20 protein-coding genes are annotated in these 23603 nt (G+C 35.0%); 8 read left to right on the top strand and 12 right to left on the bottom strand.

Annotated elements, in window-relative coordinates; all coding sequences use genetic code 11:
- Position 1: 1 nt before the first annotated feature.
- A complete protein-coding gene (locus WCV66_RS20765) occupies positions 2 to 433 on the bottom strand; it encodes a hypothetical protein (RefSeq protein WP_338786704.1) in 432 nt (143 codons plus the stop codon).
- Between the two features lie 189 nt (positions 434 to 622).
- On the opposite strand from WCV66_RS20765, the gene WCV66_RS20760 reads away from it, so the two are divergent.
- Together WCV66_RS20760 and WCV66_RS20755 are read left to right on the top strand one after the other, a co-directional pair.
- Positions 623 to 2242, top strand: a complete 1620-nt coding sequence (locus WCV66_RS20760) for an ABC-F family ATP-binding cassette domain-containing protein (RefSeq protein WP_066330622.1) — start codon at positions 623 to 625, stop codon at positions 2240 to 2242.
- A gap of 211 nt (positions 2243 to 2453) precedes the next feature.
- The gene (locus WCV66_RS20755) at positions 2454 to 3044 is read left to right on the top strand and encodes an OmpA family protein (RefSeq protein ID WP_066330621.1); all 591 of its coding nucleotides are present in this window, start codon (positions 2454 to 2456) and stop codon (positions 3042 to 3044) included.
- A 20-nt stretch (positions 3045 to 3064) separates the two neighbouring features.
- Here WCV66_RS20755 and WCV66_RS20750 read toward each other — a convergent pair whose 3' ends face one another.
- From WCV66_RS20750 to WCV66_RS20735, 4 genes are all read right to left on the bottom strand, one after another.
- Positions 3065 to 3793 carry a LytR/AlgR family response regulator transcription factor gene (locus WCV66_RS20750; protein ID WP_066330620.1) on the bottom strand — a complete coding sequence of 243 codons (729 nt, stop codon included), beginning with the start codon at positions 3791 to 3793 and terminating at the stop codon, positions 3065 to 3067.
- The gene (locus tag WCV66_RS20745; protein WP_338786703.1) at positions 3794 to 5527 is read right to left on the bottom strand and encodes a sensor histidine kinase; all 1734 of its coding nucleotides are present in this window, start codon (positions 5525 to 5527) and stop codon (positions 3794 to 3796) included. It abuts the gene before it with no gap.
- A 147-nt stretch (positions 5528 to 5674) separates the two neighbouring features.
- On the bottom strand, positions 5675 to 6601 hold the full coding sequence (locus WCV66_RS20740) for a GTP-binding protein (RefSeq protein WP_338786702.1): 927 nt from the start codon (positions 6599 to 6601) through the stop codon (positions 5675 to 5677).
- A 98-nt stretch (positions 6602 to 6699) separates the two neighbouring features.
- Positions 6700 to 7932 (bottom strand): aminopeptidase, encoded by a 1233-nt coding sequence (locus tag WCV66_RS20735; RefSeq protein WP_338786701.1) that lies wholly within the window; start codon positions 7930 to 7932, stop codon positions 6700 to 6702.
- Positions 7933 to 8101: 169 nt separating this feature from the next.
- Between WCV66_RS20735 and WCV66_RS20730 the strand changes: the two genes are divergently transcribed.
- Positions 8102 to 9265, top strand: coding sequence for an acyl-CoA dehydrogenase family protein (locus tag WCV66_RS20730; RefSeq protein ID WP_338786700.1), 1164 nt, complete (start codon positions 8102 to 8104; stop codon positions 9263 to 9265).
- 136 nt (positions 9266 to 9401) lie between these two features.
- Here WCV66_RS20730 and WCV66_RS20725 read toward each other — a convergent pair whose 3' ends face one another.
- From WCV66_RS20725 to mreBH, 3 genes are all read right to left on the bottom strand, one after another.
- Positions 9402 to 9671: a hypothetical protein gene (locus tag WCV66_RS20725; RefSeq protein WP_066330610.1), complete on the bottom strand. Its 270-nt coding sequence runs from the start codon at positions 9669 to 9671 to the stop codon at positions 9402 to 9404.
- A 21-nt stretch (positions 9672 to 9692) separates the two neighbouring features.
- The gene (locus tag WCV66_RS20720) at positions 9693 to 9830 is read right to left on the bottom strand and encodes a protein YkpC (protein WP_185653115.1); all 138 of its coding nucleotides are present in this window, start codon (positions 9828 to 9830) and stop codon (positions 9693 to 9695) included.
- A 416-nt stretch (positions 9831 to 10246) separates the two neighbouring features.
- On the bottom strand, positions 10247 to 11254 hold the full coding sequence (gene mreBH / locus WCV66_RS20715; RefSeq protein WP_066330609.1) for a rod-share determining protein MreBH: 1008 nt from the start codon (positions 11252 to 11254) through the stop codon (positions 10247 to 10249).
- A 562-nt stretch (positions 11255 to 11816) separates the two neighbouring features.
- Here mreBH and WCV66_RS20710 point away from each other — a divergent pair.
- Positions 11817 to 14159, top strand: a complete 2343-nt coding sequence (locus tag WCV66_RS20710; RefSeq protein ID WP_338789506.1) for an immune inhibitor A domain-containing protein — start codon at positions 11817 to 11819, stop codon at positions 14157 to 14159.
- Between the two features lie 215 nt (positions 14160 to 14374).
- Positions 14375 to 16513 carry a DNA helicase RecQ gene (recQ, locus tag WCV66_RS20705; protein ID WP_338786698.1) on the top strand — a complete coding sequence of 713 codons (2139 nt, stop codon included), beginning with the start codon at positions 14375 to 14377 and terminating at the stop codon, positions 16511 to 16513.
- Between the two features lie 126 nt (positions 16514 to 16639).
- Here recQ and WCV66_RS20700 read toward each other — a convergent pair whose 3' ends face one another.
- The gene (locus tag WCV66_RS20700) at positions 16640 to 17719 is read right to left on the bottom strand and encodes an AbrB family transcriptional regulator (protein ID WP_338786697.1); all 1080 of its coding nucleotides are present in this window, start codon (positions 17717 to 17719) and stop codon (positions 16640 to 16642) included.
- 291 nt (positions 17720 to 18010) lie between these two features.
- Between WCV66_RS20700 and WCV66_RS20695 the strand changes: the two genes are divergently transcribed.
- On the top strand, positions 18011 to 18673 hold the full coding sequence (locus WCV66_RS20695) for a potassium channel family protein (protein ID WP_066330605.1): 663 nt from the start codon (positions 18011 to 18013) through the stop codon (positions 18671 to 18673).
- Positions 18674 to 18821: 148 nt separating this feature from the next.
- On the opposite strand, the gene rnjA is transcribed toward WCV66_RS20695, so the two are convergent.
- Together rnjA and WCV66_RS20685 are read right to left on the bottom strand one after the other, a co-directional pair.
- The gene (rnjA, locus tag WCV66_RS20690; RefSeq protein WP_066330603.1) at positions 18822 to 20489 is read right to left on the bottom strand and encodes a ribonuclease J1; all 1668 of its coding nucleotides are present in this window, start codon (positions 20487 to 20489) and stop codon (positions 18822 to 18824) included.
- A gap of 5 nt (positions 20490 to 20494) precedes the next feature.
- On the bottom strand, positions 20495 to 20704 hold the full coding sequence (locus WCV66_RS20685) for a DNA-dependent RNA polymerase subunit epsilon (protein ID WP_066330601.1): 210 nt from the start codon (positions 20702 to 20704) through the stop codon (positions 20495 to 20497).
- Between the two features lie 558 nt (positions 20705 to 21262).
- Here WCV66_RS20685 and WCV66_RS20680 point away from each other — a divergent pair.
- A complete protein-coding gene (locus WCV66_RS20680; protein ID WP_338786696.1) occupies positions 21263 to 22180 on the top strand; it encodes a DMT family transporter in 918 nt (305 codons plus the stop codon).
- 12 nt (positions 22181 to 22192) lie between these two features.
- The gene (locus tag WCV66_RS20675) at positions 22193 to 22969 is read left to right on the top strand and encodes a Cof-type HAD-IIB family hydrolase (RefSeq protein ID WP_066330596.1); all 777 of its coding nucleotides are present in this window, start codon (positions 22193 to 22195) and stop codon (positions 22967 to 22969) included.
- Between the two features lie 37 nt (positions 22970 to 23006).
- Here WCV66_RS20675 and def read toward each other — a convergent pair whose 3' ends face one another.
- Entirely contained in the window at positions 23007 to 23561 is a 555-nt protein-coding gene (def, locus tag WCV66_RS20670) for a peptide deformylase (protein WP_066330594.1), read from the bottom strand.
- Positions 23562 to 23603 lie beyond the last annotated feature (42 nt).

Below are 23603 nucleotides of genomic sequence, written 5' to 3'. Positions count from 1 at the left end.
TTTATGAAGATGGGTTGCTTTTTGATGGTCGATAAGTCAAGATATCTTTGATAATTTTAGCATGAACTTCAGCCCAAGCTTTCTCACGAAAATGGAGGATTACGCTTATTGTGAGAATGAGTAAATATATCGTTATAAATACGAAGAAAAGTACGCTTCCATTTGCAAATAAGAACTCTTGAAGCTTCTTAGAAAAAAGAAACAGAAGCCAAGGGCCAGCAGAAACAAAAACAGGAATGATGCCCATCCCATTTTTCTCTTTCAACACACGATAATAGATTTTTTCCAGTGTAGAGCTTCTTAGGCTATTATAAAACGATTGGATCTCTTCAATTTCTGTTAATTCTCTCAACTCATCTAAAGACTGATTACGCTCATAGGTATCTTTTAATTTTAAATATAATTTATGCGCATCACCGCGGGACGTAAACAATGAATAACCTCCAATCCATAAAAGACTTTACAATAAAGGGTTGAATTATACGTAGATTTTTCATATTTTAGATCTGATTGAACTTAACGGAATCTTTAAATGTATGTAAAGATGTTCTCACATAACGTATAAAAAACCGTCTTAAAGTGGTATAATTGTTTAGATGTTTAAAGTATTGGAGGATGTTTCATGATTCAAGTTACGAATATTAGCTTACGATTTGGTGATCGAAAGCTTTTTGAAGATGTTAATATTAAATTTACTCCGGGGAATTGTTACGGATTAATTGGTGCAAATGGTGCGGGGAAATCCACGTTTCTAAAAATATTATCAGGCGAAATTGAGGCACAATCAGGTGATGTAAGCATGGCACCTGGTGAGCGTTTAGCAGTCTTAAAGCAAAATCACTTTGAATATGAAGAGCATGAAGTTCTTAAAACAGTTATCATGGGACATAAACGTCTTTATGAGGTGATGCAAGAAAAAGATGCGATTTATATGAAGGCTGATTTTACTGATGAAGATGGAATGAAAGCAGCTGAATTAGAGGGAGAATTCGCAGAGTTAAATGGTTGGGAAGCTGAAAGTGAAGCAGCTATTTTATTAAAAGGTCTTGGCATATCAGAAGACCTTCATACGAAGAAAATGGCTGAATTAACTGGTGGAGAAAAGGTAAAGGTTCTTTTAGCACAAGCTTTATTTGGTGAGCCTGATGTCCTTCTATTAGACGAGCCTACAAACCATCTGGACATTCATGCAATCGGCTGGCTTGAAGAGTTTTTAATTAACTTTGAAAATACTGTTATTGTTGTATCCCATGACCGTCACTTCTTAAATAAAGTATGTACACATATTGCGGATTTAGACTTTTCTAAAATTAAAGTTTATGTTGGTAACTATGATTTCTGGTATGAATCAAGTCAATTAGCACTTAAATTAGGTTCAGAAGCGAATAAGAAAAAAGAAGAGAAGATAAAAGAGCTACAAAATTTCATCGCTAGATTTAGTGCAAATGCCTCTAAATCTAAGCAGGCAACTTCACGAAAAAAACTACTAGATAAAATTACGTTAGATGACATACAACCATCTTCACGTCGCTATCCATATGTAAACTTCACTCCAGATCGAGAAATAGGAAATGATGTCTTACGTGTTGAAGGAATTTCAAAAACAATAGATGGTGTAAAAGTTTTAGATAATGTTCATTTTATTTTAAACAAAGAAGATAAAATCGCATTAGTAGGACGTGATGAAATTGCGATCACAACACTGTTTAAAATTTTAGCAGGCGAAATGGAACCGGATAGTGGTTCATACAAATGGGGAGTAACAACAACTCAAGCCTACTTTCCAAAAGATAACAGTGAATATTTTAAGGGGTCTGAGCCAACGCTAGTAGATTGGTTACGTCAATATTCACCAAATGATCAAAGTGAGAGCTTTTTACGTGGGTTCTTAGGTCGTATGCTTTTCTCTGGTGAAGAGGTATTAAAGAAGCCAAGTGTTTTATCCGGGGGCGAGAAAGTACGTTGTATGCTTTCAAAAATGATGCTTAGTGGTTCAAACGTTCTTTTACTAGAAGAACCGACAAACCATTTAGATCTTGAATCCATCACAGCTTTAAATAATGGCTTAACTACTTACAAAGGCGCAATGATTTTTTCATCTCATGACCATCAATTTGTTCAAACGATCGCAAATCGAATTATCGAAGTAACACCTAGCGGGATCGTAGATAAACAAATGACATATGATGAGTTTTTAGAAGATGCCAATGTTCAGAAGCAAATAAAGGAATTATATGCGTAATCGCATCATTACCATGGACTAAATTAAACAAAGAGATAGCATTGATGACATTTGTCATTGGCTATCTCTTTTTAATTTCAAGAAAATTGGAAAAACGGACAATTTATTCCATTATGATGATAAAATAGACAATATGCCTAATTAAAATAAAGTAAAACTTTCTTAAGGTTAAATCTTAAAGGTAAAAGGAATTACATAGGAGTTGAATTAGGTGAAAAGGTACTCAATCGGTATTATTGCAACTGTGATAATACTTTCAGGCTGTGGAAATAAGGAAGCAACAATAACTGCTTTAGAACCTGGCAATCAAACATTGAAAAAACTAGAGCAAGGTGAACCTGTAATGAAGGGGCAAGTAGTGGAACCAAATTCTAAGGTACAGTCAACCAACATGCCTAACCTGAACATTGATTTACCAGATTGGGCAAAGGTGATTAAAGCCGAAAATGCCATCATTGTTCGATTAAGGGATGATATCATATTTAATTATGATAAAGCTGAATACTATGAAAAAGCAGAAGATATTTTAGTAGAGCTTGAGAATGTGTTTGCTACGTTACCTGGAAATAGTAAAGTGATTATCGAGGCTCATACAGATGACAAAGCAAATGACCAATTCAATCATCAGCTTACAAAGGATCGCGCAAACCGCTTATTAAAACGATTTGCAGATGTAGAGACTCTATCCCATCTTACTATTACAGCCTTAGGAGTTGGTGAAGAATTGCCGATTGTTCCCAATGATGGAAATGCTGAAAATCATCAACTTAATCGTCGTATTGACTTCGTCATTCAACCTTAGAAAGAGGTGCCATCCTCTTTCTAGATTTCCAATCTTGAACGTAGTGCTTTTACATAATTTCTGCTTACTGATAGGAATTCTTTATGTCCTTTAAGTTCTAATTGATAAGCACCATTAAACCATGGTATTAATCTAGACACATCCTGCAGGTTTACAATATAGCTTTTATGAATTCTGAAAAAACGATGATCCTTTAATCGAACCTCAAAATCTTTTAATGGTGTTTTCGTTTCAAATTCTGCAGTTTTTCCAACTATTTTAGTCACTCGATCATCTCGATATAAGTATAGAATGTCATTAGGGTCAATATAAATAATGCCTTCATCGCTTTCAACAGCTAGCTTTGATGGTGGTGTAAACTCCACTTGTGATGTTGTACTGATCAATCTTTCTTCTAATCTAGTAATCGTTTCTTTTAAGCGATCTTCCTCAAATGGCTTAAGGATATAATCGATCGCATCATAACGAAACGCATCTACAGCAAAGTTTGGAAATGCAGTTGCAAAAACAATAAGAGGAGCGTGTTTTAACTCCTTAAGTGCGATCGCTGTCTCCATCCCATTCATTTTTGGCATTTCAATGTCCAGAAACACAACATCTGGCTTCAGCTGTAATGTTTTGATTAGTGCTGTTTCACCTGATTCAGCCTCACCAACAATCTCAATTATCTCATGCAGCATTAATAAATGCTTTAATTCTTCTCGACTATATCTTTCATCATCGACAAGTAATACTGATATCTTTTTCATTTAATCTCTCCCCATTTTTAACCTGAAGGAAACGGATGTACCCTTATGTAGGATAGAGTTAATGTGTAATGTACTTTCATCTCCGAGCATTAAGAGTAAACGACGATTCACATTATACATCCCAAAGCCTGTACCACTTTTTGAATCGACTATCGTATTTAAAATATACTTTAGGCGAACTTGCTCAATTCCTTTCCCATTATCCTCTACCTTAACCTCAATAGCATTTGGTACATGTTTAATTGAGAGTTTGATTAGACAGTTTGCTTCCTTATCTTTTATCCCATGCTTGATAGCGTTTTCAACAATTGGGTGTAATGTTAACGTTGGAACCATTCGATCTAAAGCAGATTCATCAATATCATATTCAATCGTAAGTTTATCAACAAAACGTGCCTCCTCAATGGCTAAATAGGCTTTTACATGTTCAATCTCTTCTTTAAGCGTTGTCCATTTTTTCGTTGTACCTGTCAGGTTTTTACGGAAAAATTGTGATAAAGATAGAAGTAGTTTTCTTGCTAAGTCAGGATTTGTTCGTATTAATGATACGATAATATTTAATGTATTAAAAAGGAAGTGTGGGCTTATTTGGGCTTGTAGGGCTTTAATTTCTGCTTCCTTTGCTAGCTGCTTTGACTGTTCTGCTTCTGAAATCTCCAGCTGATTACTTAATAAAGAACTAAGACCGCGAATAAGTTCAATTACAAGATTAGTGATATCCTTTTCAGATTGGAAATAAAATTTTAATGTGCCTATCGTTTCATCTCTAATTTTTAATGGAGCAATAACTGCAGCACCTAAAGGGCAGTTAGGATGTTTACAGTGAATATCCTGATGCTTCGCAATTATAAGGTGCCCCTTATGAAGGACGTCTTTTGTAACCGCTGTTTGGATAACATGATTTGATTTATGATGATCATTACCCAACCCAATATGTATAAGAATTTTTTCTTGATTTGTTATAGAGATAGCTGAAGCATCTACTTCGTTATAAATAATCTTACAAACGATTTCTGCGGTTTTGGTCGTAAGTCCATTTCTTAAATAGGTTAATGTTTGTTCAGCAAGTCTTAGAGCTTTTTGGGCTTGCAGGGCACCAACTTTTGTTTCTTCAGATATTACACTTCTTATGATGAGCAAAAAGATAACAGATCCAACACCATTTGCAACAATCATTGGAACTCCGATTGCTTCTACTAGTCTAAGTGCTTGATCAAAGGGCTTAGAAACAATTAAAATAACAAGCATTTGCATTGCTTCTGCTAAAGCTCCTACAACTAAGGCTGTAGAAAGATTAAGACGTTTTTCTTTTCGATAAAAGAAGCCAGATAGAATTCCCGCCAAAATAGCGGATAAACCACAAGACAATCCTGTAAAACCTCCGAGTGAAAAGCGGTGGATACCTGCTATAAGCCCTGCACCAACACCTACTTTATAACCGCCAAGAAGTCCTGCAATGATTATGCCTATCACACGCGAATTGGCAAGTGCTTCTTCAGAATTAAGTGCATATGCCCAACGATCAAACTGCAAAGAACTTGTATCAAATGTGATACCAGAATACGTGCCAATAATACCAAACACGCCAAAAAAGATAATCGCATAATATTGTTGTTTGCGACTTATTTCATTTCGATCAATCATATGCCTGAAAAAAGGTAACCTTGTCATGAGAAAAGCGACTGTCACAATAATTCCGAGGCGTTCAAGCATTGTAAGCAACAAAACAAACATAAATGTTTTCTCCCTGTACGTATTTGATCATATTTTAGCATAAGGTAATACATATAGGACTAAAGAGTGGAAAAATTGTTATATTAATGGAAGAAGGATGGAGACAGAACATAATGAACTATACCCCATAATGCCTGTCTCTTTTATTTAATTTGTTGTTTGCTCTTCTAATGACTCAAGTTCTGCTTTTAACTTTTGATGATCTAAATTTTCCCCAATAAATACGAGTGTGTTTTTCATCTTCATTTGTTCCTTCAAATATAACGGCATACCATAGGAATATTGAAAAAGAAAATTGTCCTGTGAATGGGTAAAGGAGATATAGCCTTTTATCCGATAGATCGTATCAGGCATGTCCTTTAAAAATTGTTCAAATCTTTCTATATCGATACGTTTTGAAAATGTATGGACAATTGTACGCATATGTAATGTATCATGAACATGTGCTTGCTCATGTTGTTTTTTTGCTATTCTATTGTTAATCTGCAACTGTGATAAAGGAATATTTGCAAATTCAGTCATTAAAAGCTTTCCATTTTTGTTCAATGCCTGAATCTCTGAAACAAGGGTTGCCTTTTCAGCTTCTGAAAGTCTGTCAACTTTATTTAATAAAAGAATATCAGCATGCTGAACCTGCTCTAATAAGAGCTTTCGTAATTGGATGCTTAAACTTGAGCGGTCTTGCCATCTATTTGCATCAATTAACGTAACAATTGCTTGTACAGAAAGTTTTTCAGCAAAAAGCGGAGACATACAGGCATCAAGAACCTCAATTGGATGTGCGACTCCTGTTGTTTCAATATAAATCGCATCAAGCTCATATTCCTTTAGCATGTTATCTAACTGCACTTCAAGCTGTCCTTGGATCGTACAGCATACACATCCATTTAATAGCTCCTTTAATGGTGTTTCTTGTGGTACGGCGTTCGAATCAATTGATATTTCGCCAAGTTCATTCATAATGACTGCGATTTTTCGTTTCAGTATCTTTTCTTGAGAAAGAATGTTTTGGAGTAATGTAGTTTTGCCGGCTCCAAGAAAGCCAGATAAAATATAAAGCTCTACAGGCTTCATTTAAATTCCCTCATTTCTATTCAATAAAAAGGGGTCTGACTTAAATAGAAATTGTCTGACCCCATCAGGTTATACGATTTGAGCTAACAGATTTTTACTTAAAATGCCCATGTTCCTTTTCTAAATATCGCTTCTGTTGTTCCATCTTCTAATACGCCATCAATATCCATATCAGCTGAACCAATCATAAAGTCAACATGAGTAATACTAGAGTTTACGCCAACCTTCTCCAGTTCCTCACGTGACATTTTTTTCCCACCTTCTACACAGAAAGCATAGCCGTTTCCGATTGCTAAATGGTTTGAAGCATTTTCATCAAATAATGTGTTGTAAAAAAGGATGCCAGATTGCGAAATTGGTGAATCATGTGCAACTAATGCAATCTCTCCTAAATAATGGGATCCTTCGTCAGTTTCAACCAATTGTTTTAATACTTCTTCACCTTTTTTAGCTTTTACATCTACAATTCGTCCATTTTCAAATGTAAGTGTAAAATCGTCTATCAAATTCCCACTATAGCTAAGAGGTTTTGTACTTTGGACAACACCATTTACACCGTTACGAGATGGAACAGTGAATACCTCTTCTGTCGGCATATTTGCCATAAAGAAGTTTCCTTGCTCATTTTCGCTACCAGCACCAACCCATGTATGTGTATCATGTAGCTCAATCGTTAGATCTGTCCCAGTTGCCTTGTAATGAAGTTTTTTATATTTTTTATTATTTAAGTGATAAACTCTTTTATGTAGATTGTTGTTATGCTCTTCCCAGGCTATTACTGGGTCTTTTTGATCCACTCGAGTTGTTCTAAAGATTGCTTCCCAAAGCTTTTCAACCTGTTTATCTTCACTTTCATTGGAAAAAACCTTTGCTGCCCATTCCTTTGAAGCAGCTGCAATGACTGTCCAGCTTGCTTTATCAGCTTGTAAATAATTTCGATATTTTGTTAAAGCAATTCCAGCAGCTTTTGTTGATGCTGCAATTCGTTTTGGATCAATCCCACTTAATAGGTCAGGGTCAGATGAAATGATTGACATAAAAGCACCGTCATTTTCCGCTAGTGTTTCTAATCCTTGTGCTTTCCATTCAGGGTAATCACTTAACGCGTCCTCTGATGCAAGCTCAAAGCGTGTTCTTGTAATCATATCATCATGCCATTCTACATACACATTTCTTGCTCCAGCCTCATATGCTTTTTTGACAACAAGACGAACAAATTCTGCTACCTCAGTAGAAGCGTTTATAACTAAATTTTGATTTTGTTGAATATTAACACCGACGCGAACAGCTAGTTCTGCATATTTCTCTAAGTTTAGTTGAAAATTTGACACAACTTTAACCTCCTTATATGTATAGAATAAACCCCCCAATTAAGGGTAGTTTTATATTATTATTTTATCAAAACAATCTAGAGAAAGAAAAGATAAAGCCTTTTCATAAGCCAAATAACTTTATGTGTTGCTAGAAAATAATTACAATAGAGAGTAATGGGGTGATCACGTGAATTATTTAGACGAACAATTTATTAAAACAACAACTCAAAAGGAATTGCTAGTAAAAACAGAAGTGCTAGCAAAAGAATTTTCGTTAACGGCTGAACAATATGATCAAGAAGGTGCTTTTCCATTTAAACACTTTGATCGATTAAAGAAAGAGGGTTATTTAAAGTTAACGATTCCGAAACAATATGGGGGAGACGGTGCATCATTATATGAATTTTTACTAGTACAAGAAAAAATCGCTCAAGGTGATGCAGCTACAGCTTTGTCACTAGGATGGCATCTAAGTATAATTATGCAATTAAATGAAACTCAAACCTGGGATACCAAAACATTTGAAAAAATTTGTAAGGAAATTATTACTGATCAAAAGTTAATCAATAGTGCTGCAACAGAACCAAATTCTGGGAGTCCAGCAAGAGGTGGGAAGCCAGAAACAATAGCAAAAAAAAATGAGAATAAATGGTTGATAAACGGGAAAAAGATATTTACTTCTTTAGCACCTGCACTTGATTATTTCATCGTACCGGCAACAATTGAAGAAACAGGAGAAATCGGTGATTTTCTTATTCCGCGATCACAGATAGGTTTATCAATTGAGGAAACATGGGATACTTTAGGAATGCGTGGTACAAGAAGCGATGATTTGATATTGCACAATGTTGAAGTACCACTTGAGGCATTAGTAGAAAGAAAGCAGAAAAAGGTAAGACCTGCTGCACAAGGATGGCTTCTTCATATTCCGGCCTGTTATATCGGTATTGCGATTTCCGCTAGAAATGAGGCTGTAGAGTTCGCTAAAACTTATCAACCGACAAGTCTGCCTCATCCAATAAAGGATGTACCTGAGGTCCGTAGAAAGGTTGCTGAAATAGATCTAAAGCTTACAACAGCAAGAACGTTTATGTATTCAGTTGCTGAAAAGTGGGATATAGCACCAGATGAACGAGCACAGTTAGCTTATGATTTAGCGGTAGCGAAGTCAATTGTGACCAATACAGCTGTAGAAGTAGTTGATCTTGCAATGAGAATTGTTGGAGGACAAAGTCTATTTAGGTCAAATGCACTTCAAAGACATTATCGTGATGTGCGCGCTGGACTACACAACCCACCTTCAGATGATATTACGTTGAAAATTTTAGCAGACCGAGCATTTCGAGACTGAAAATTCTTTTTTGTAATGTATTGTTATATTTGCTTGAAGTACATACATTTTTATAATAAACAAATGGCATACAAGAATCTCACACAAGTTTAGATTCTTGTATGCTTACCTATGTAATCCAAAATTTAATGTCACACTATACACCTGATGCTATAGACATCAAATACATCACACCGCTTCCAAACATCAAGATACCAATCACATAAATATTGATGATGGCTCCGATTATTCCTTTCTTTGAAAACATAACGATAAATGAATAGGTAAACCCAAGCAAAAGAATACCTATAAAAACTGGAATTGTATATGGACCAAGCCCACCACTTATTAACAATAAAACTGCAACTGTAGGGAAACTAAACGGGATAAAATTCAATAATGTAGGTTGTTTATTACTCTGGTCCAATGTTATTACCTTCCTTTCTAGTTACTCTCCTTGGACTTGGACAATTTCATCATTGCTTGCTGGGCTCGCTGGCATATTCGCAAGGGATACACTCATACCTCCCATAATGATGACAGCTAAAGTTAAACTAATGATAATACGTCTACTAAGATCTTTCACAAATTAACCTCCCAATGTATTCATATAAAAGACGAAATGGCTGCTGAAAAAGTTTCATTGCCATATTAATCTTCAAAAAAAATTTTAAATAGCACCATAAAATCCATCACTCCATAACTAGTAAGCCAAACATAATTTATTCAAAAAAATTGGAAAAGATGCTGTTTTTTATGTAAATTTTATGTAAAGTTGATTTTTTGATAAAAAAGACTACTTGAATTTGATATCTTTTATGTGGATTTGTTTAAAGAAATTTTTTCCAGTAAGATGGGAGTTTTAAATAATAATAAAAAAGCTCATGGAGAAGAATAATTCTACATGAGCTTTTTAGATTTCTAGTTAGTTGGTGTTTTTATTAGTGAATTTTTTAGCTGGTAGCTTAAAAAAATTTTTTTATAAAAATGTGAGACTGTACTCTACTTTGCAGTTTTTAGGAGCTTACTAATAACAGTTAACGATCTACCTGTACCGATTGCAACTGATTCCAATGGATTTGGAGCAATGTGAACAGGAACAACGATTTCTTCACTAAGCCAATCCTGTATACCTTTCATTAAAGCTCCACCACCTGTTAAGATGACTCCTCGATCTACAATATCTCCACTAAGCTCAGGGGGGCAATCTTCCAGTGTGGCGCGTATTGCCTCTAAAATGTGTAATAAAGATTCTTTAATTGCATCTTGCATTTCAAAAGAGGAAACGTTAATAGTTTTTGGTAGTCCAGTCACTAAATCTCTGCCACGAATGTCCATTGTTTCCTTCTCATGTTTTACTAGCGCATAGCCAATTTCCATTTTCATTTGTTCTGCAGTTCGTTCACCAATTAAAAGGTTGTAATTTTTACGGATATATTGAATGATATCTTCGTCTAATTGATCACCGGCAATACGAATAGAATGAACAGAAACAACTCCACCAAATGAAATAATCGCAACTTCAGTTGTTCCACCACCAATATCAACAACTACATTCGCTATCGGTTCATCTACAGGTAGATCTGCACCAATCGCAGCGGCCACAGGTTCTTCAATTAAATGGACCTGTTTTGCTCCGGAGCTCTTAATCGCATCTACAATTGCTCTTCTTTCGACAGATGTAGCTCCTGATGGTGTACAAACGACAACTGTAGGTTTTCGCATTGACATGCCAAGCTTACGTGAAGCAATTTTCATTATATGTCGTAACATATCTGTCGTAATATCATAATCAGCAATGACTCCATCTTTAAGTGGTCTTACCGCGACAATTTTTCCAGGTGTTTTTCCAATCATACTTTTTGCTTCAGATCCAACCGCCAACACTTTTTTTGTTGTTGTATCAATTGCAACAACGGATGGTTCATTAAGAATAATCCCCTTATTTTTACTATAAACCAATATATTTGCAGTGCCCAAATCTATTCCGAGTTCATTATTAGCTAACATTATTTAATCAAACCTCTTTTCTACTAACTTTCTTATAGAGTTTGTAGAAGTTTGTTGTTTTTTGGGGGCTGACATCATTTTGATAAGAGACCGTCATCATATTGTCATATTGATGTCATAAAACATACAGGATTTCACAGCAGATCACATATGGATATTGTATATTTGTTTTCTGGAAAAGCTTTCTTAGTTTATTAAAAGCTTTAAAGAAAAAATGATTTAAAGTATTTAAGTGAATGAATACTTTAAATTAAAAAAGTAGATTATTAGTTGAGGATTTGACAAGAGAGAAGAGTAAATACGACAAAAATATCAATGTGTTTTATTTTGTAAGCACTTACATATACCTATTTAATGTTTAAAAAATAGGACAAACGAATGTAATTTAATTTTAAAAAATGGAATTTTCGGACTATTTATTATATTCATATAAAATTTATAATAGATTTGTAGTTGCTAATATTTTTACTAGAAAAGTAATTTGTGAAAAGGGGGACTATTTTTGCGGAAATTAAAAAGGGCTATTGAACGAAAAAACAGACGATGGAACAAAGTGTTTAAAATGACTGCAAGTTCAGTTGTGGCTGGAGGATTACTTTTCGGTACATATTTTCCGTTATCTTCAAGTGTACAAGCTGCTTCAGAAATTCCGGAATCAGCTCCAATTGATTGGAACATTGTACCTGAAGACCGACTTGGAGAAGCACTGAAGGAGCAAGGAGTTATTTCAAAAAAAGCAACAGCTTCACAAGTGAAAAAGGCAGTAAAAGATTATATTGAGAAAAAGCAGGGTGTTAAGGAGAAAGTCGATTCACATGATCACTCAACTGAAAAACTGATTGATAAAAAATCGAAGGACTTCTTACAGAAACAAAAGGAAAAATTAACAAAACAATTAAATAAAGGTCACAAAAATTATAAAAAGGGAAAACCTAATGGCTATGTAAAAGTAGATTCTGCTAAACAAGCAAAATATAATGGTAGTGTTCGCACTGATAAAGTACTAGTGTTACTAACAGAATTTAAAGATTTTAAACATAACAATGTTGTACAAGAAGACGGATATATGTATGCAAGTGATTTTAATCGTGAGCATTATCAAAAATTAATGTTTGGTGATAGAGAATTTACGCTTTTTAATGGTGAAAAGGTTAAAACATTTAAACAATTTTATGAGGAGCAATCAGGAGGAAGCTACACGGTAGATGGAACTGTTTCAGATTGGTTAACTGTCCCAGGTAATGCTCGAGAATATGGTGACGATAATCCTGCAGGTGGGCACGACAACTTAGATCCACAAGGCCCGCGTGATCTTGTAAAGGATGCTTTAAATTCAGCTGTTGAATCTGGCATCGATTTAGCTGAGTATGATCAATTTGATTTATATGATCTTGATGGTGATGGAAATCAAAATGAACCAGACGGATTAGTTGATCATTTAATGATTATCCATGCAGGTACAGGTCAGGAGGCTGGTGGTGGTAAATTAGGTAATGATGCCGTATGGTCACACCGCTGGACCTTGGATGGCGTTTATCCTGTAGAAGGGTCAACTGCTAAGGTAGACTATTGGGGTGGCAGAATGGGTGCATTTGATTATACGATTCAACCTGAAGACGGTGCTGTAGGGGTATTTGCCCATGAATTTGGACATGATTTAGGATTGCCTGATGAATATGATACACAATACTCTGGTCATGGTGAGCCTGTTGCTTCCTGGTCAATCATGAGCGGAGGTAGCTGGAATGGAAATATTGCAGGGACAGCTCCGACAAGCTTTTCACCACAAAATAAGGAGTTTTTCCAAACAACGATGGGTGGAAACTGGGCAAATATTGTAGAGGTTGATTATGATGATATCGATAAAAAAGGATTTGCCTCAGTTATTGATCAAAGTGTTACAAAATCGAAAAATCCTGGTATTGTAAAAGTGAATTTGCCAGAGAAGGATGTTCAAGGAGTATTACCTGAATTTGGCAACAAGTATTATTACAGTACAAAAGGTGATGATCTACACACAACATTAGAAACACCTGAATTTGACTTAACTAATGTAAATTCAGCTACATTTAATGCAAAAGCTTTCTATGAAGTTGAGTTTGATTATGATTATGTTTATATCAATGCTGTATCAGAAGGTGCAGAACCGATTCAACTAGACGTAATAGGTGATGAAAATACAAAAGATGGCTATGAGTCAACTTTAGGTAAGTGGGCTAATCTCACATATGATTTAAGTCAATTTGCTGGTAAAAAGGTAAAAATAGTCTTTGAATATGTAACAGACGGCGGTTTAGCTCCAGCAGGTTTTGCAATTGATGAGCTTTCAGTAACGGCTGATGAAACTGTAATCTTCACAGATAATGCAGAGGGAGAGGTTAAAGTAACATTAGATGGTTTCATCACGTCAAATGGTTACTCTAAAGCTAAAAACTACTATTACCTTGAGTGGAGAAACTACTCTGGTTCAGACAAAGCCTTAGCCTATTCACGTGGAGCTGTTTATAATACTGGATTAGTAGTTTGGTATGGTGATGAAAGCTATACAGATAACTGGGTGGGTATACATCCAGGAGCAGGTTTCTTAGGAGTTGTTGACTCACATCCAGAGGCTGTTTTCGGTACATTAAATGGACAAGCTACCGTATCTCAGAGTACACGTTACCAAGTGGCTGACGCTGCATTTTCACTAGACAAAACACCTGAATTTCTTGTTGATTCACCAACCCGTGGATTATATGAATTTTTAAGTTTAACTGGAACACGTAAATTTGATGATTCTAACTCCTATATCGACTCAGATCTTCCGGACGCTGGTCGAATTGTTCCACAATATGGATTGCAATTTGAAGTAATTGGTGAATCCCGAGATAATACCGCAGGAGCCGTTTGGATTCATAAGTAAGATAAGTAAAACTAACTCATTTGATTCTCTTTTAGAGGATATCAATGAGTTAGTTTTTTTTGACCGATCAATATGTATTTAAATTCAATTTATCCATTTTTGGTAAAATTCAAATTTGATCAATAGAGAAATGTTTCAATCTAAACATGTTATACTAGAATTAGAAAATGAAAATTGTAAGTTTACAAGAACCATCAAAAAGCTAGGGTGATTACATGTTACAGCAAGCTGAAAAACAATTAAATGATTATTTTGGGTACTCTTCTTTTAGAAAGGGTCAAGAAGAAATTATAGAAAGTGTTTTAAAAGGAAATGATACATTAGCAATCATGCCGACTGGTGGAGGGAAATCGATCTGCTATCAAATTCCAGCTTTACTTATGGATGGCATTACGATCGTTATTTCACCGTTAATCTCATTAATGAAGGATCAAGTTGATGCACTTACTAGTGTTGGTATTCCATCAACTTATATTAATAGTAGTTTATCTGTTAGTGAATTGAATGAACGAATTTCAGAAGTGAAGGACGGAGTATATAAAATTCTCTATATTGCTCCAGAGCGGATTGAAACCCAATCGTTTCGTACATTACTTTTATCGATGAATGTCTCAATAATCGCAGTTGATGAAGCTCACTGTATCTCACAATGGGGTCATGATTTCCGTCCAAGCTATCGAAGTATTAAAAAGATGATAAGTGATTTTGTTGAAAAGCCAGTCGTCATAGCATTGACAGCTACTGCAACAAAGGAAGTTACGACTGATATTTGTCAGTTATTGAATGTATCTTCTTCAAATACGTATGTAACAGGTTTTGCACGCGATAATTTAACATTTAATGTGATTAAAGGTGAAAATAAGCGGGATTATATTACGAAGTATATTAAAGCGAATCGAGATCATGCGGGTATTATCTATGCTGCTACGAGAAAAGAAGTTGATGACTTATCACAATTTTTAAAAAAGAGTGGCGTAAAAGTAGGCAAATATCATGCAGGATTAGCTGAACAAGAACGAGCTGATCAACAAGATCAATTTTTATTTGATCAGCTGAATGTGATGGTCGCGACAAATGCCTTTGGAATGGGGATCAATAAGTCAAATGTTCGATACGTGATCCATCATAACTTACCGAAAAACATAGAAGCTTATTACCAGGAGGCTGGTCGTGCAGGTCGGGATGGTGAAAAGAGCGAGTGTACCATTTTGTTCGCTGGCCAGGATATTCAGTTGCAAAAGTTTTTAATCGAGCAGACAACATTGAGTGATGAAAAAAAGGTACACGAATACCAAAAGCTACAACAAATGGTGGATCTTTGTCATACCGAAAAATGTATTCAAACGTACATTGTTGAGTATTTCGGTGAATCTACTCCATCCTCTGATTGTGGTAAATGTATGAATTGCAGGGACACTAGGTCTAAAATAGATGTGACGAATGAGGCATTAATGGTCTTTTCTTGTGTGAAACGGATGGACGAGCGATTCGGTAAGACGTTGGTTGCACAAGTATTGAAGGGCTCAAAAAATAAACGAATTTCCCAATTTGGTTTTGGCAAGCTATCAACTTATGGATTGATGAAAAGTAAAACAGAAAAACAAATCGTGGATTTTATCGATTTTCTTATTGCAGAAGGATATCTTGCCTTAACGAATTCACAATTCCCTGTTTTAGTGTTAAGTAATAAAGCAAGAACCGTAATAGTAGAAAAACAACAGGTATTTAAAAAAGAGCAAGTGACAATCGAATCTATTGAAGCAAATGATGAATTATTTGAAATGTTGAAGCAGGTAAGACGAGAATTAGCATCAAATCTTGGGGTTCCACCTTATATTATTTTTTCAGATAGTAGTTTGAAAGACATGAGCAGCAAGTGTCCGACAACAGAAGAAGATTTTTTAGAAGTAAAGGGAGTTGCGAAAACGAAACTAGAACGTTATGGAGACGACTTTATAGCAGCAATTTGTAAGTACATGAAGATTGAGAGAAAAACTCCAATAAAACATGAAAATATCATTGACACCCAAACTGTTGAAAGTGATACTTCAGCAAGTCATTTCACTAGTTATCAATTATATCGTGACGGTCAAACGATTAAAGAGATATGTAAGGAAAGAGGACTGTCTGAAATTACCGTTCAAAATCATCTAATTAGAGCTGTTAGCGAAGGTAATCCAATAGATTGGTCTCAGATCGTTACAAATGAGCAGGAGACAATCATCGTAGAAAAAGTATTTGAGCTTGGTACGGAGATGCTAAAACCACTAAAAGAAGCACTTCCAGATGATATTGACTATTTTCAAATTAAGGCAATGGTTTGTAAGCTGAAATTGGAAACTTCTTATAAATAGATTTATAAATAGAAAAGCTAGGGGATATAGTTAAACATAATTGCTAAACCCTTAGCTTTTTTATATAACATGTAACATTAAAGTTATCATGTTCAATAGAAATGTGAAATTTTTTCAGAGAAGTTTCTATGCTGAATGATTTTTCTCCCCGATTTGTCTTTCGTTAGAGACCTTTTTTAACCCATATTTTAAGATGCTAGGAACAAAACTAATAATAAATAATAATCGAATAAATTGTAAAGAGCTAACCACGGCAGGGTCTGCACCAATAGTTGAAGCTGTTAACACCATCTCGACAAGACCACCTGGTGCTAAGGATAACATTGCAGTTGCTATATCTAAATCAGTTAATAACGTGAACAGATACCCTAAACCAAAACTTGCTCCTATTAAAAGTATTGTTGTCACAAAATATAAGCCACAATACTTCCCACCTTGTTTCAAATCATTAAATGTAATCATCAAACCAAAGCCAATCCCTATTGTCAGTTGTGCAAAGACCATAAAAACATCATGGAATATAGGTAGTGAAACACCAATAATGTTCAAAATCGCAGTTGTAAGGAGTGGCCCGATAACAAAAGCGGCAGGTAGCTTAGTTCTAAATAACCAGCCTACAAAACCAGCTAAAAAGAACCATCCAAACGAAAAAATGCTTGCTTGATTTGTATTAGCATGAGTTAAATGAATGCCTGACTGAGGCTCAAACATATGAAGGATCGCAAAGGGAACGAAAAATACGACGGTTAGTAGTCTTACAGTTTGAAAGATGGTTACAAGTGATGAGTTCGCATTTAGTGATTCACTCGCCGCTACCATTTCTGTTAGTCCTCCTGGTATTGAAGCAAAGATACTTGTATTTTTATCAATATTCACAAATCTACTAATCAATAAACCATTTAATACGCTAATGATTATAAGTAAGACAGTTGTTAATAAGAAAGGTAATACATATGGTCCCACTGAAATAAAGGTTTGTTTTGTAAAAGATAGTCCAAACGAAATTCCTAAAATGATAAATGATCCATTTTTTAATAAGATTGGTTGAAGTAGACTAGTCTGACTAACGAATATTGATCTCCAAACAATAAGAAATGTCATTGGACCAAGAATCCAAGCAAGAGGAATATGACAAATACTAAATATAAGGCCACCACAAATACCTAATAGGTATGGAAACAGGATATTGTAAAGTTTTTGAAACATAGGATTCCCCCAGTAATGATCTGTCTTGTTATTTTACCATACTCCTTATCAATATCTTATTGATGTGTCTATATTAAAGTATGCAAAATATGTAGTCTGTAAAAAATTAGTTTTATTTTATTGTTTGTATATAGCAGGGCATCTGTATAAAATAAAGAAATTATGGTACGATTTTGTTAGCTTGGATTCTGCATGAAATGATTCAAATAATAATAAAATAGTCAAACAAGAAAAGCAGTTGTCTTCGGATATAAAAGGCATTATATTTTCTAGTTAGCGGAGGTAATACATATGAAAAAGGAATTTGCAGTTATTGGACTTGGTCGTTTTGGTGGTAGTATTTGTAGAGCTCTTAGTGAAGAGGGTTTAGAAGTTATGGCTATTGATATGGACGAAGATAAAGTAAATGAGTTTGCGAATGTTGCTTCACATGCTGTGGTAGGAGACACCACAGATGAAACTGTATTAAAAAGTCTTGGTATCCGCAATTTTGATCATGTAATTGTTGCAATTGGTGATAATATACAAGCAAGTATATTAACGACATTAATTCTTAAGGAATTAGGTGTTAAGGATATCACAGTAAAAGCTACGAATGATTACCATGAAAAAGTTTTATCTAAAATAGGTGCAGATCGGATTGTTCATCCTGAACGAGATATGGGGAAACGTATTGCTCACAAAATAATTTCAAACAATGTATTAGATTATTTAGAGCTTTCAGATGAGCATAGTATCGTTGAGATTGTTGCAAATGAGCGACTTCATGGAAATTCAATCATTGACCTAGATATTCGAGCAAAATATGGAATTAATATTGTCGCTATGAAAAGAAACAAAGATATTATCGTATCTCCGCAAGCAAATGAGATCATTAAGAAAAATGACATCCTGATTGTTATAGGTGCAGATACAGATATAAATCGTTTTGAAAAACGGTTATTAGGAGATTAAATGGCAGTCATTTGACTGTCTTTTTTCATAAAAATTCAACTGCCAAATTTATGAAAATACAGAATGCGAAGAAGGACTATGCTAAATAAAACAGAGTGAGAAAGACATTTTCAGTCATTCTCACTCTGTTCATGTAATATTTGTGAAATTATACTTCCATAATAATCGGTAGGATCATTGGACGGCGTTTTGTTTTTTCATATAAGAAAGGTGCTAATGTGTCTGTAATTTCATTTTTAATCTCAGACCATTGGCTAGTACGTCGTTCCATGATTTTATTTAAATGCTTAGTAATAAGCGATTGAGCATCGTTAATAAGATCTCCAGATTCACGCATATATACGAAACCACGAGAGATGATATCAGGACCTGCAGCAATTTTAAAGTCTTTCATATTAATGCTAACAACTACAATTACAAGTCCTTCTTCAGATAGTATCCTACGGTCACGTAATACGATGTTACCAATGTCACCGATTCCACTACCATCAATATAAACAGAGCCAGATGGGATTTTACCAGCGACACCAACCTCATTGTCTCCAATAGCTAATACTTCACCGTTATCCATAATAAAACAGTTTTCAGCTTCTACACCACAATCTACTGCGGTTTTAGCGTGCGTTTTTTGCATGCGATATTCACCGTGGATCGGCATGAAATATTTAGGTTTCATTAAACGGAGCATAAGCTTTTGCTCTTCTTGGCTACCGTGTCCAGAGGTGTGGATATCGCTCAAAGGACCATGGATAACTTCTGCACCAGCACGGTAAAGCTGATTAATTGTTTTACTCACGCTAAGTGTATTACCTGGTATTGGTGATGAAGAGAAAACAACATTGTCTCCTGGGATAATTTGGATTTGTCTATGTGTGCCGTTAGCAATACGAGAAAGGGCAGCCATTGGCTCACCTTGACTTCCTGTACATAAAATCGCTACTCTGTGAGCAGGCATGCGATTAATTTCATGTGCATCAACAAACGTATCTTTTGGACAGTTGATATATCCTAAATCTTGTCCAATCTGAATAGCAGCTTCCATACTTCTTCCGAATACAGCAATTTTACGACCATGAGTAACAGCTGACTCTACTACCTGTTGGAGGCGGTGAATATTGGAAGCGAATGTAGCGAAAATAATTCGACCATCAACTTTTCGGAAAATTTCATTGATGCTTTCACCGACTCGTCTTTCTGACATAGTAAAATTAGGGACTTCACTATTTGTGCTATCAGATAATAGACAAAGTACACCGTCACGACCAATTTCCGCCATTTTCGTTAAGTTTGCAGGTTCACCGACCGGTGTAAAATCAAATTTAAAGTCACCAGTATGTACAATGTTTCCTGGTGGTGTTTTCACCACAATTCCATAAGCATCAGGGATACTATGTGTTGTTCTAAAGAATGTAACGGATGTCTTTCTGAACTTAATAATGTCTTCTTCTTGGATTTCAATTAATTTTGTCTGACGTAGCAATCCGTGCTCTTCAAGTTTGTTTCTCAATAAACCTAATGCAAGCTTCCCGCCATAAATAGGAATGTTTACTTGACGAAGTAAGTATGGAATACCGCCAATATGGTCTTCATGTCCGTGCGTAATAAATAATCCTTTGATTTTATCTTCGTTTTTTTGTAAATATGTGTAATCTGGGATGACATAATCAATTCCTAGTAACTCGTCCTCAGGGAATTTAATTCCAGCGTCAATAAGGACGATCTCATCCTGGAATTGCACACCGTACGTGTTTTTACCAATTTCGCCGAGTCCGCCTAAGGCAAAAACGGCTACTTGGTCATTCTTAACAAATTTCATAACGATCAAATCTCCAATACTTTATAGTTTTCACTTTGTTTTTCATATTCTAAAAATGCTCCATCTAATAGTGAAACAAATTCGATATTATAAGGACGGTCTTTTAGTTTAGAGCGTACTTCCCCTTCAGTTGTTGCTTCAATATATAGAGTGTTTGTTCTTTCACGAACTGGCACCTCTGTAATTTTTTCTTGATAGTACACTTTGAAAATCATTTACCAAATCTCTCCTTAGCTTCCGTATGTTAGACTAACTTTTTCTATTATATGCGATATTTACGAACAAGCCAAGCCTAGAGGGGAATGTGTCGAATCTTCTTTTTATTTTTAACAACTATTATTTCGAATTTTTCCCCAAAGACTTACCGAATATCTTGGATTGAACTTAAGCAAAATCTTATTATATGTGTTTGGATAACATGTATTTCCAACTGCCAATTAGTGTAATTCGAGCACTAAGCAATGGTTTTCCGTTTCAAAAGCTCTTTCCATTGTTTTCTAATTGAATTTTTTAATCTTTTTAGCATCTTATATTAACCTCCTTTATCTATTTTTTAAAAACGCAAAGTGATTTGCTATAAAAACTGAATCGGAGGGAAACCGTCCATTATAAACTTTCATTGGTAGTATGTGCAATAAGATTGGATCATTTACATGGGGATTCGTGGAAAAATGAGTGCGAAATTATTGACAATAAATTGAAAATGAATTAGCTTGAAATTTGCACTTACTAGTTCAAATATTACGTATAACAACATCAGGAGGAAAGGATCAGTGAAAAAATTATACGGTGCTCTATTTACTTTGAGTATGATTTGGGGAACATCTTTTTTATTTATAAAACTATTAGTTAATGAATTAGGACCATGGGGAGTTGTGTTCTGGCGCTGTTTTTTTGGGACAGTTACTTTACTACTTATCTTATTTTTTTTCAAAAAACAAGATGTTTCCCATTTGCGATTAATAAATCTGCCTTGGATCCCTTTGGTTTTTGTAGCACTTTTTAATAATGTTTTGCCTTTTGGGTTAATTGCTATGAGTGAAATGAACATTTCGAGTAGTCTCGCATCTGTAATTAACGCAACTACGCCGATCTGGACAATTGTAATTGGTTCAATTTTTTTTATGGTACCTATTAGAGGGAAACAGTGGATTGGAGTTTTCGTAGGATTTATCGGTATCCTCCTATTATTAAATTTAGACTTTGTGAGCCTTATGAATGAAAATTTTGTTGGGGCGGGCACGATGCTAGCAGCAACATTTTGTTACGGATTAGGTGCTCAGCTTGCGAGAAAATATTTAATACATCTACCAGTCATTATTGTTTCTACTACAACTTTATTTATGTCGATGATTATTAGTTTTCCATTTATGTTAGTAACCAACCATACCAAAGGATATTCAGGTTTTTCAATCGAAATATTTTTATCACTAATTGGACTCGGTGTATTTGGATCTGGATTAGCTTACCTTTTTTATTATTTTATGGTGAAAGAAGGAAGCGCTGAGTTCGCTTCACTTGTAACATATATCGTACCAATCACTGCTATGGTTTGGGGATTTCTGTTGCTAGACGAACATATCTCCGCTAATATGGTAATTGGTTTACTATTTGTTTTTGCTGGGGTTTATTTAAGCTCAGCAAAAGCCAATAAAAAACGTGCTATTAATTCATCTATAGTACAAGAATAAGGAGCCTTAATTATGAACGAAAAAGTTATTTTTTTTGATATTGATGGGACAATCCTAGACCATAACAAAGAAATTCCATTATCAACTAGAGACACTATAAAAAATCTTAAAAATCATGGGCATCATGTAGCTATAGCAACTGGGCGTGCACCATTTATGTTTGAGGATTTGCGAAGGGAATTAGATATACATTCTTTCGTTAGCTTTAATGGTCAATATGTAGTGTTTGAGGACGAGGTCATTTATGAGAATCCTTTGAAAAAAGAGACGTTAGAGCATCTTTTACAATTTGCGGATAAGGAAAATCATCCACTTGTGTTTATGAGTGAAGAAAATATGATGTCTACTACAGGCGACCATCCTTTAATTGAACAAAGTATGGGAAGTTTAAAAGTTGCATCACCGAAACAAAAACGTGATTATTATCTTGATCGTAATATTTATCAAACTTTATTGTTTTGTGAAATCGGTGAGGAAGAGCGTTATAGTAATCAATATTCAGAATTAAAGCTAATTCGCTGGCATGATGTTTCAGCGGATATATTACCTGCCAATGGTTCAAAAGCTGAAGGTATTAAGCAGCTCGCTAAAAGATTAAATATACAAAGAGAGAATATATATGCATTTGGCGACGGTTTAAATGATTTAGAAATGATCGAATATGTTGGAACTGGAGTAGTTATGGGAAACGCAGTACCTTCTTTAAAGGAAGTTGCTGACTTTATTACAAAGCCAGTTGATGAGGATGGTATCCGTTATGGTGTTGAAAAATTGGGATTATTAAAATAAGAAGGGGACATACCCTTCTTATTTTTTTACTTTTTTATTAGCGTTCAATCGCAATTGCATTTTCAGGTTCTTGGAATGGGTTAGATTCATTAATGTGATCGTAAAACATGATACCATTTAAATGATCAATCTCATGTTGGAATACGACCGCTAAAAGTCCTCGTAAACGAATATCAATTTGCTCACCATCAAGGTTTGTTGCTTTTACACGAATACGAGCATAGCGGGGAACGATCCCTGGTACAGATCGATCAACAGATAAACAGCCTTCACCACTCGTTAAATAACTTTTTTCCACAGAGTGACTCATAATTTTTGGATTAAAAAGAGCATAGCTATGCTGTACACCTTTTTCGTCAACCACGTGAATTGCAATCATGCGTTTTGCAACATTTATTTGTGGTGCTGCAAGACCTATCCCTGGACGAAGTCCATATTTTTCCGAAACTTCAGGATCTTGGCTGTTTTTAACATAGTCGATCATCAAAGATAACGTTTCTTTATCCTGTTCCGATGCTGGGAGCGTAACTTCCTCTGCAACTTTTCTTAATGTAGGATGACCTTCTCTTATAATATTCTCCATTGTAATCATGATGAAACACTCCTTTTATATAGAAAGACCACTTCATTTATA

Origin of the sequence: Metabacillus rhizosphaerae (assembly GCF_037201795.1) — a bacterium.
GTDB classification, from domain to species: Bacteria; Bacillota; Bacilli; order Bacillales; family Bacillaceae; genus Metabacillus; species Metabacillus rhizosphaerae.
Note: the sequence above shows the minus strand (reverse complement) of the source record. Positions and strands in the feature narration are given on the sequence as shown.

Excerpts from the sequence above, each read along its gene's own strand:
- WCV66_RS20760 (WP_066330622.1), top strand. The coding sequence starts at position 623 with ATGATTCAAGTTACGAATATTAGCTTACGATTTGGTGATCGAAAGCTT.
- WCV66_RS20750 (WP_066330620.1), bottom strand. The coding sequence starts at position 3,793 with ATGAAAAAGATATCAGTATTACTTGTCGATGATGAAAGATATAGTCGA.
- WCV66_RS20745 (WP_338786703.1), bottom strand. The coding sequence starts at position 5,527 with ATGTTTGTTTTGTTGCTTACAATGCTTGAACGCCTCGGAATTATTGTG.
- WCV66_RS20740 (WP_338786702.1), bottom strand. The coding sequence starts at position 6,601 with ATGAAGCCTGTAGAGCTTTATATTTTATCTGGCTTTCTTGGAGCCGGC.
- mreBH (WP_066330609.1), bottom strand. The coding sequence starts at position 11,254 with ATGTTAGCTAATAATGAACTCGGAATAGATTTGGGCACTGCAAATATA.
- WCV66_RS20710 (WP_338789506.1), top strand. The coding sequence starts at position 11,817 with ATGACTGCAAGTTCAGTTGTGGCTGGAGGATTACTTTTCGGTACATAT.
- recQ (WP_338786698.1), top strand. The coding sequence starts at position 14,375 with ATGTTACAGCAAGCTGAAAAACAATTAAATGATTATTTTGGGTACTCT.
- WCV66_RS20700 (WP_338786697.1), bottom strand. The coding sequence starts at position 17,719 with ATGTTTCAAAAACTTTACAATATCCTGTTTCCATACCTATTAGGTATT.
- WCV66_RS20695 (WP_066330605.1), top strand. The coding sequence starts at position 18,011 with ATGAAAAAGGAATTTGCAGTTATTGGACTTGGTCGTTTTGGTGGTAGT.
- rnjA (WP_066330603.1), bottom strand. The coding sequence starts at position 20,489 with ATGAAATTTGTTAAGAATGACCAAGTAGCCGTTTTTGCCTTAGGCGGA.
- WCV66_RS20685 (WP_066330601.1), bottom strand. The coding sequence starts at position 20,704 with ATGATTTTCAAAGTGTACTATCAAGAAAAAATTACAGAGGTGCCAGTT.
- WCV66_RS20675 (WP_066330596.1), top strand. The coding sequence starts at position 22,193 with ATGAACGAAAAAGTTATTTTTTTTGATATTGATGGGACAATCCTAGAC.
- def (WP_066330594.1), bottom strand. The coding sequence starts at position 23,561 with ATGATTACAATGGAGAATATTATAAGAGAAGGTCATCCTACATTAAGA.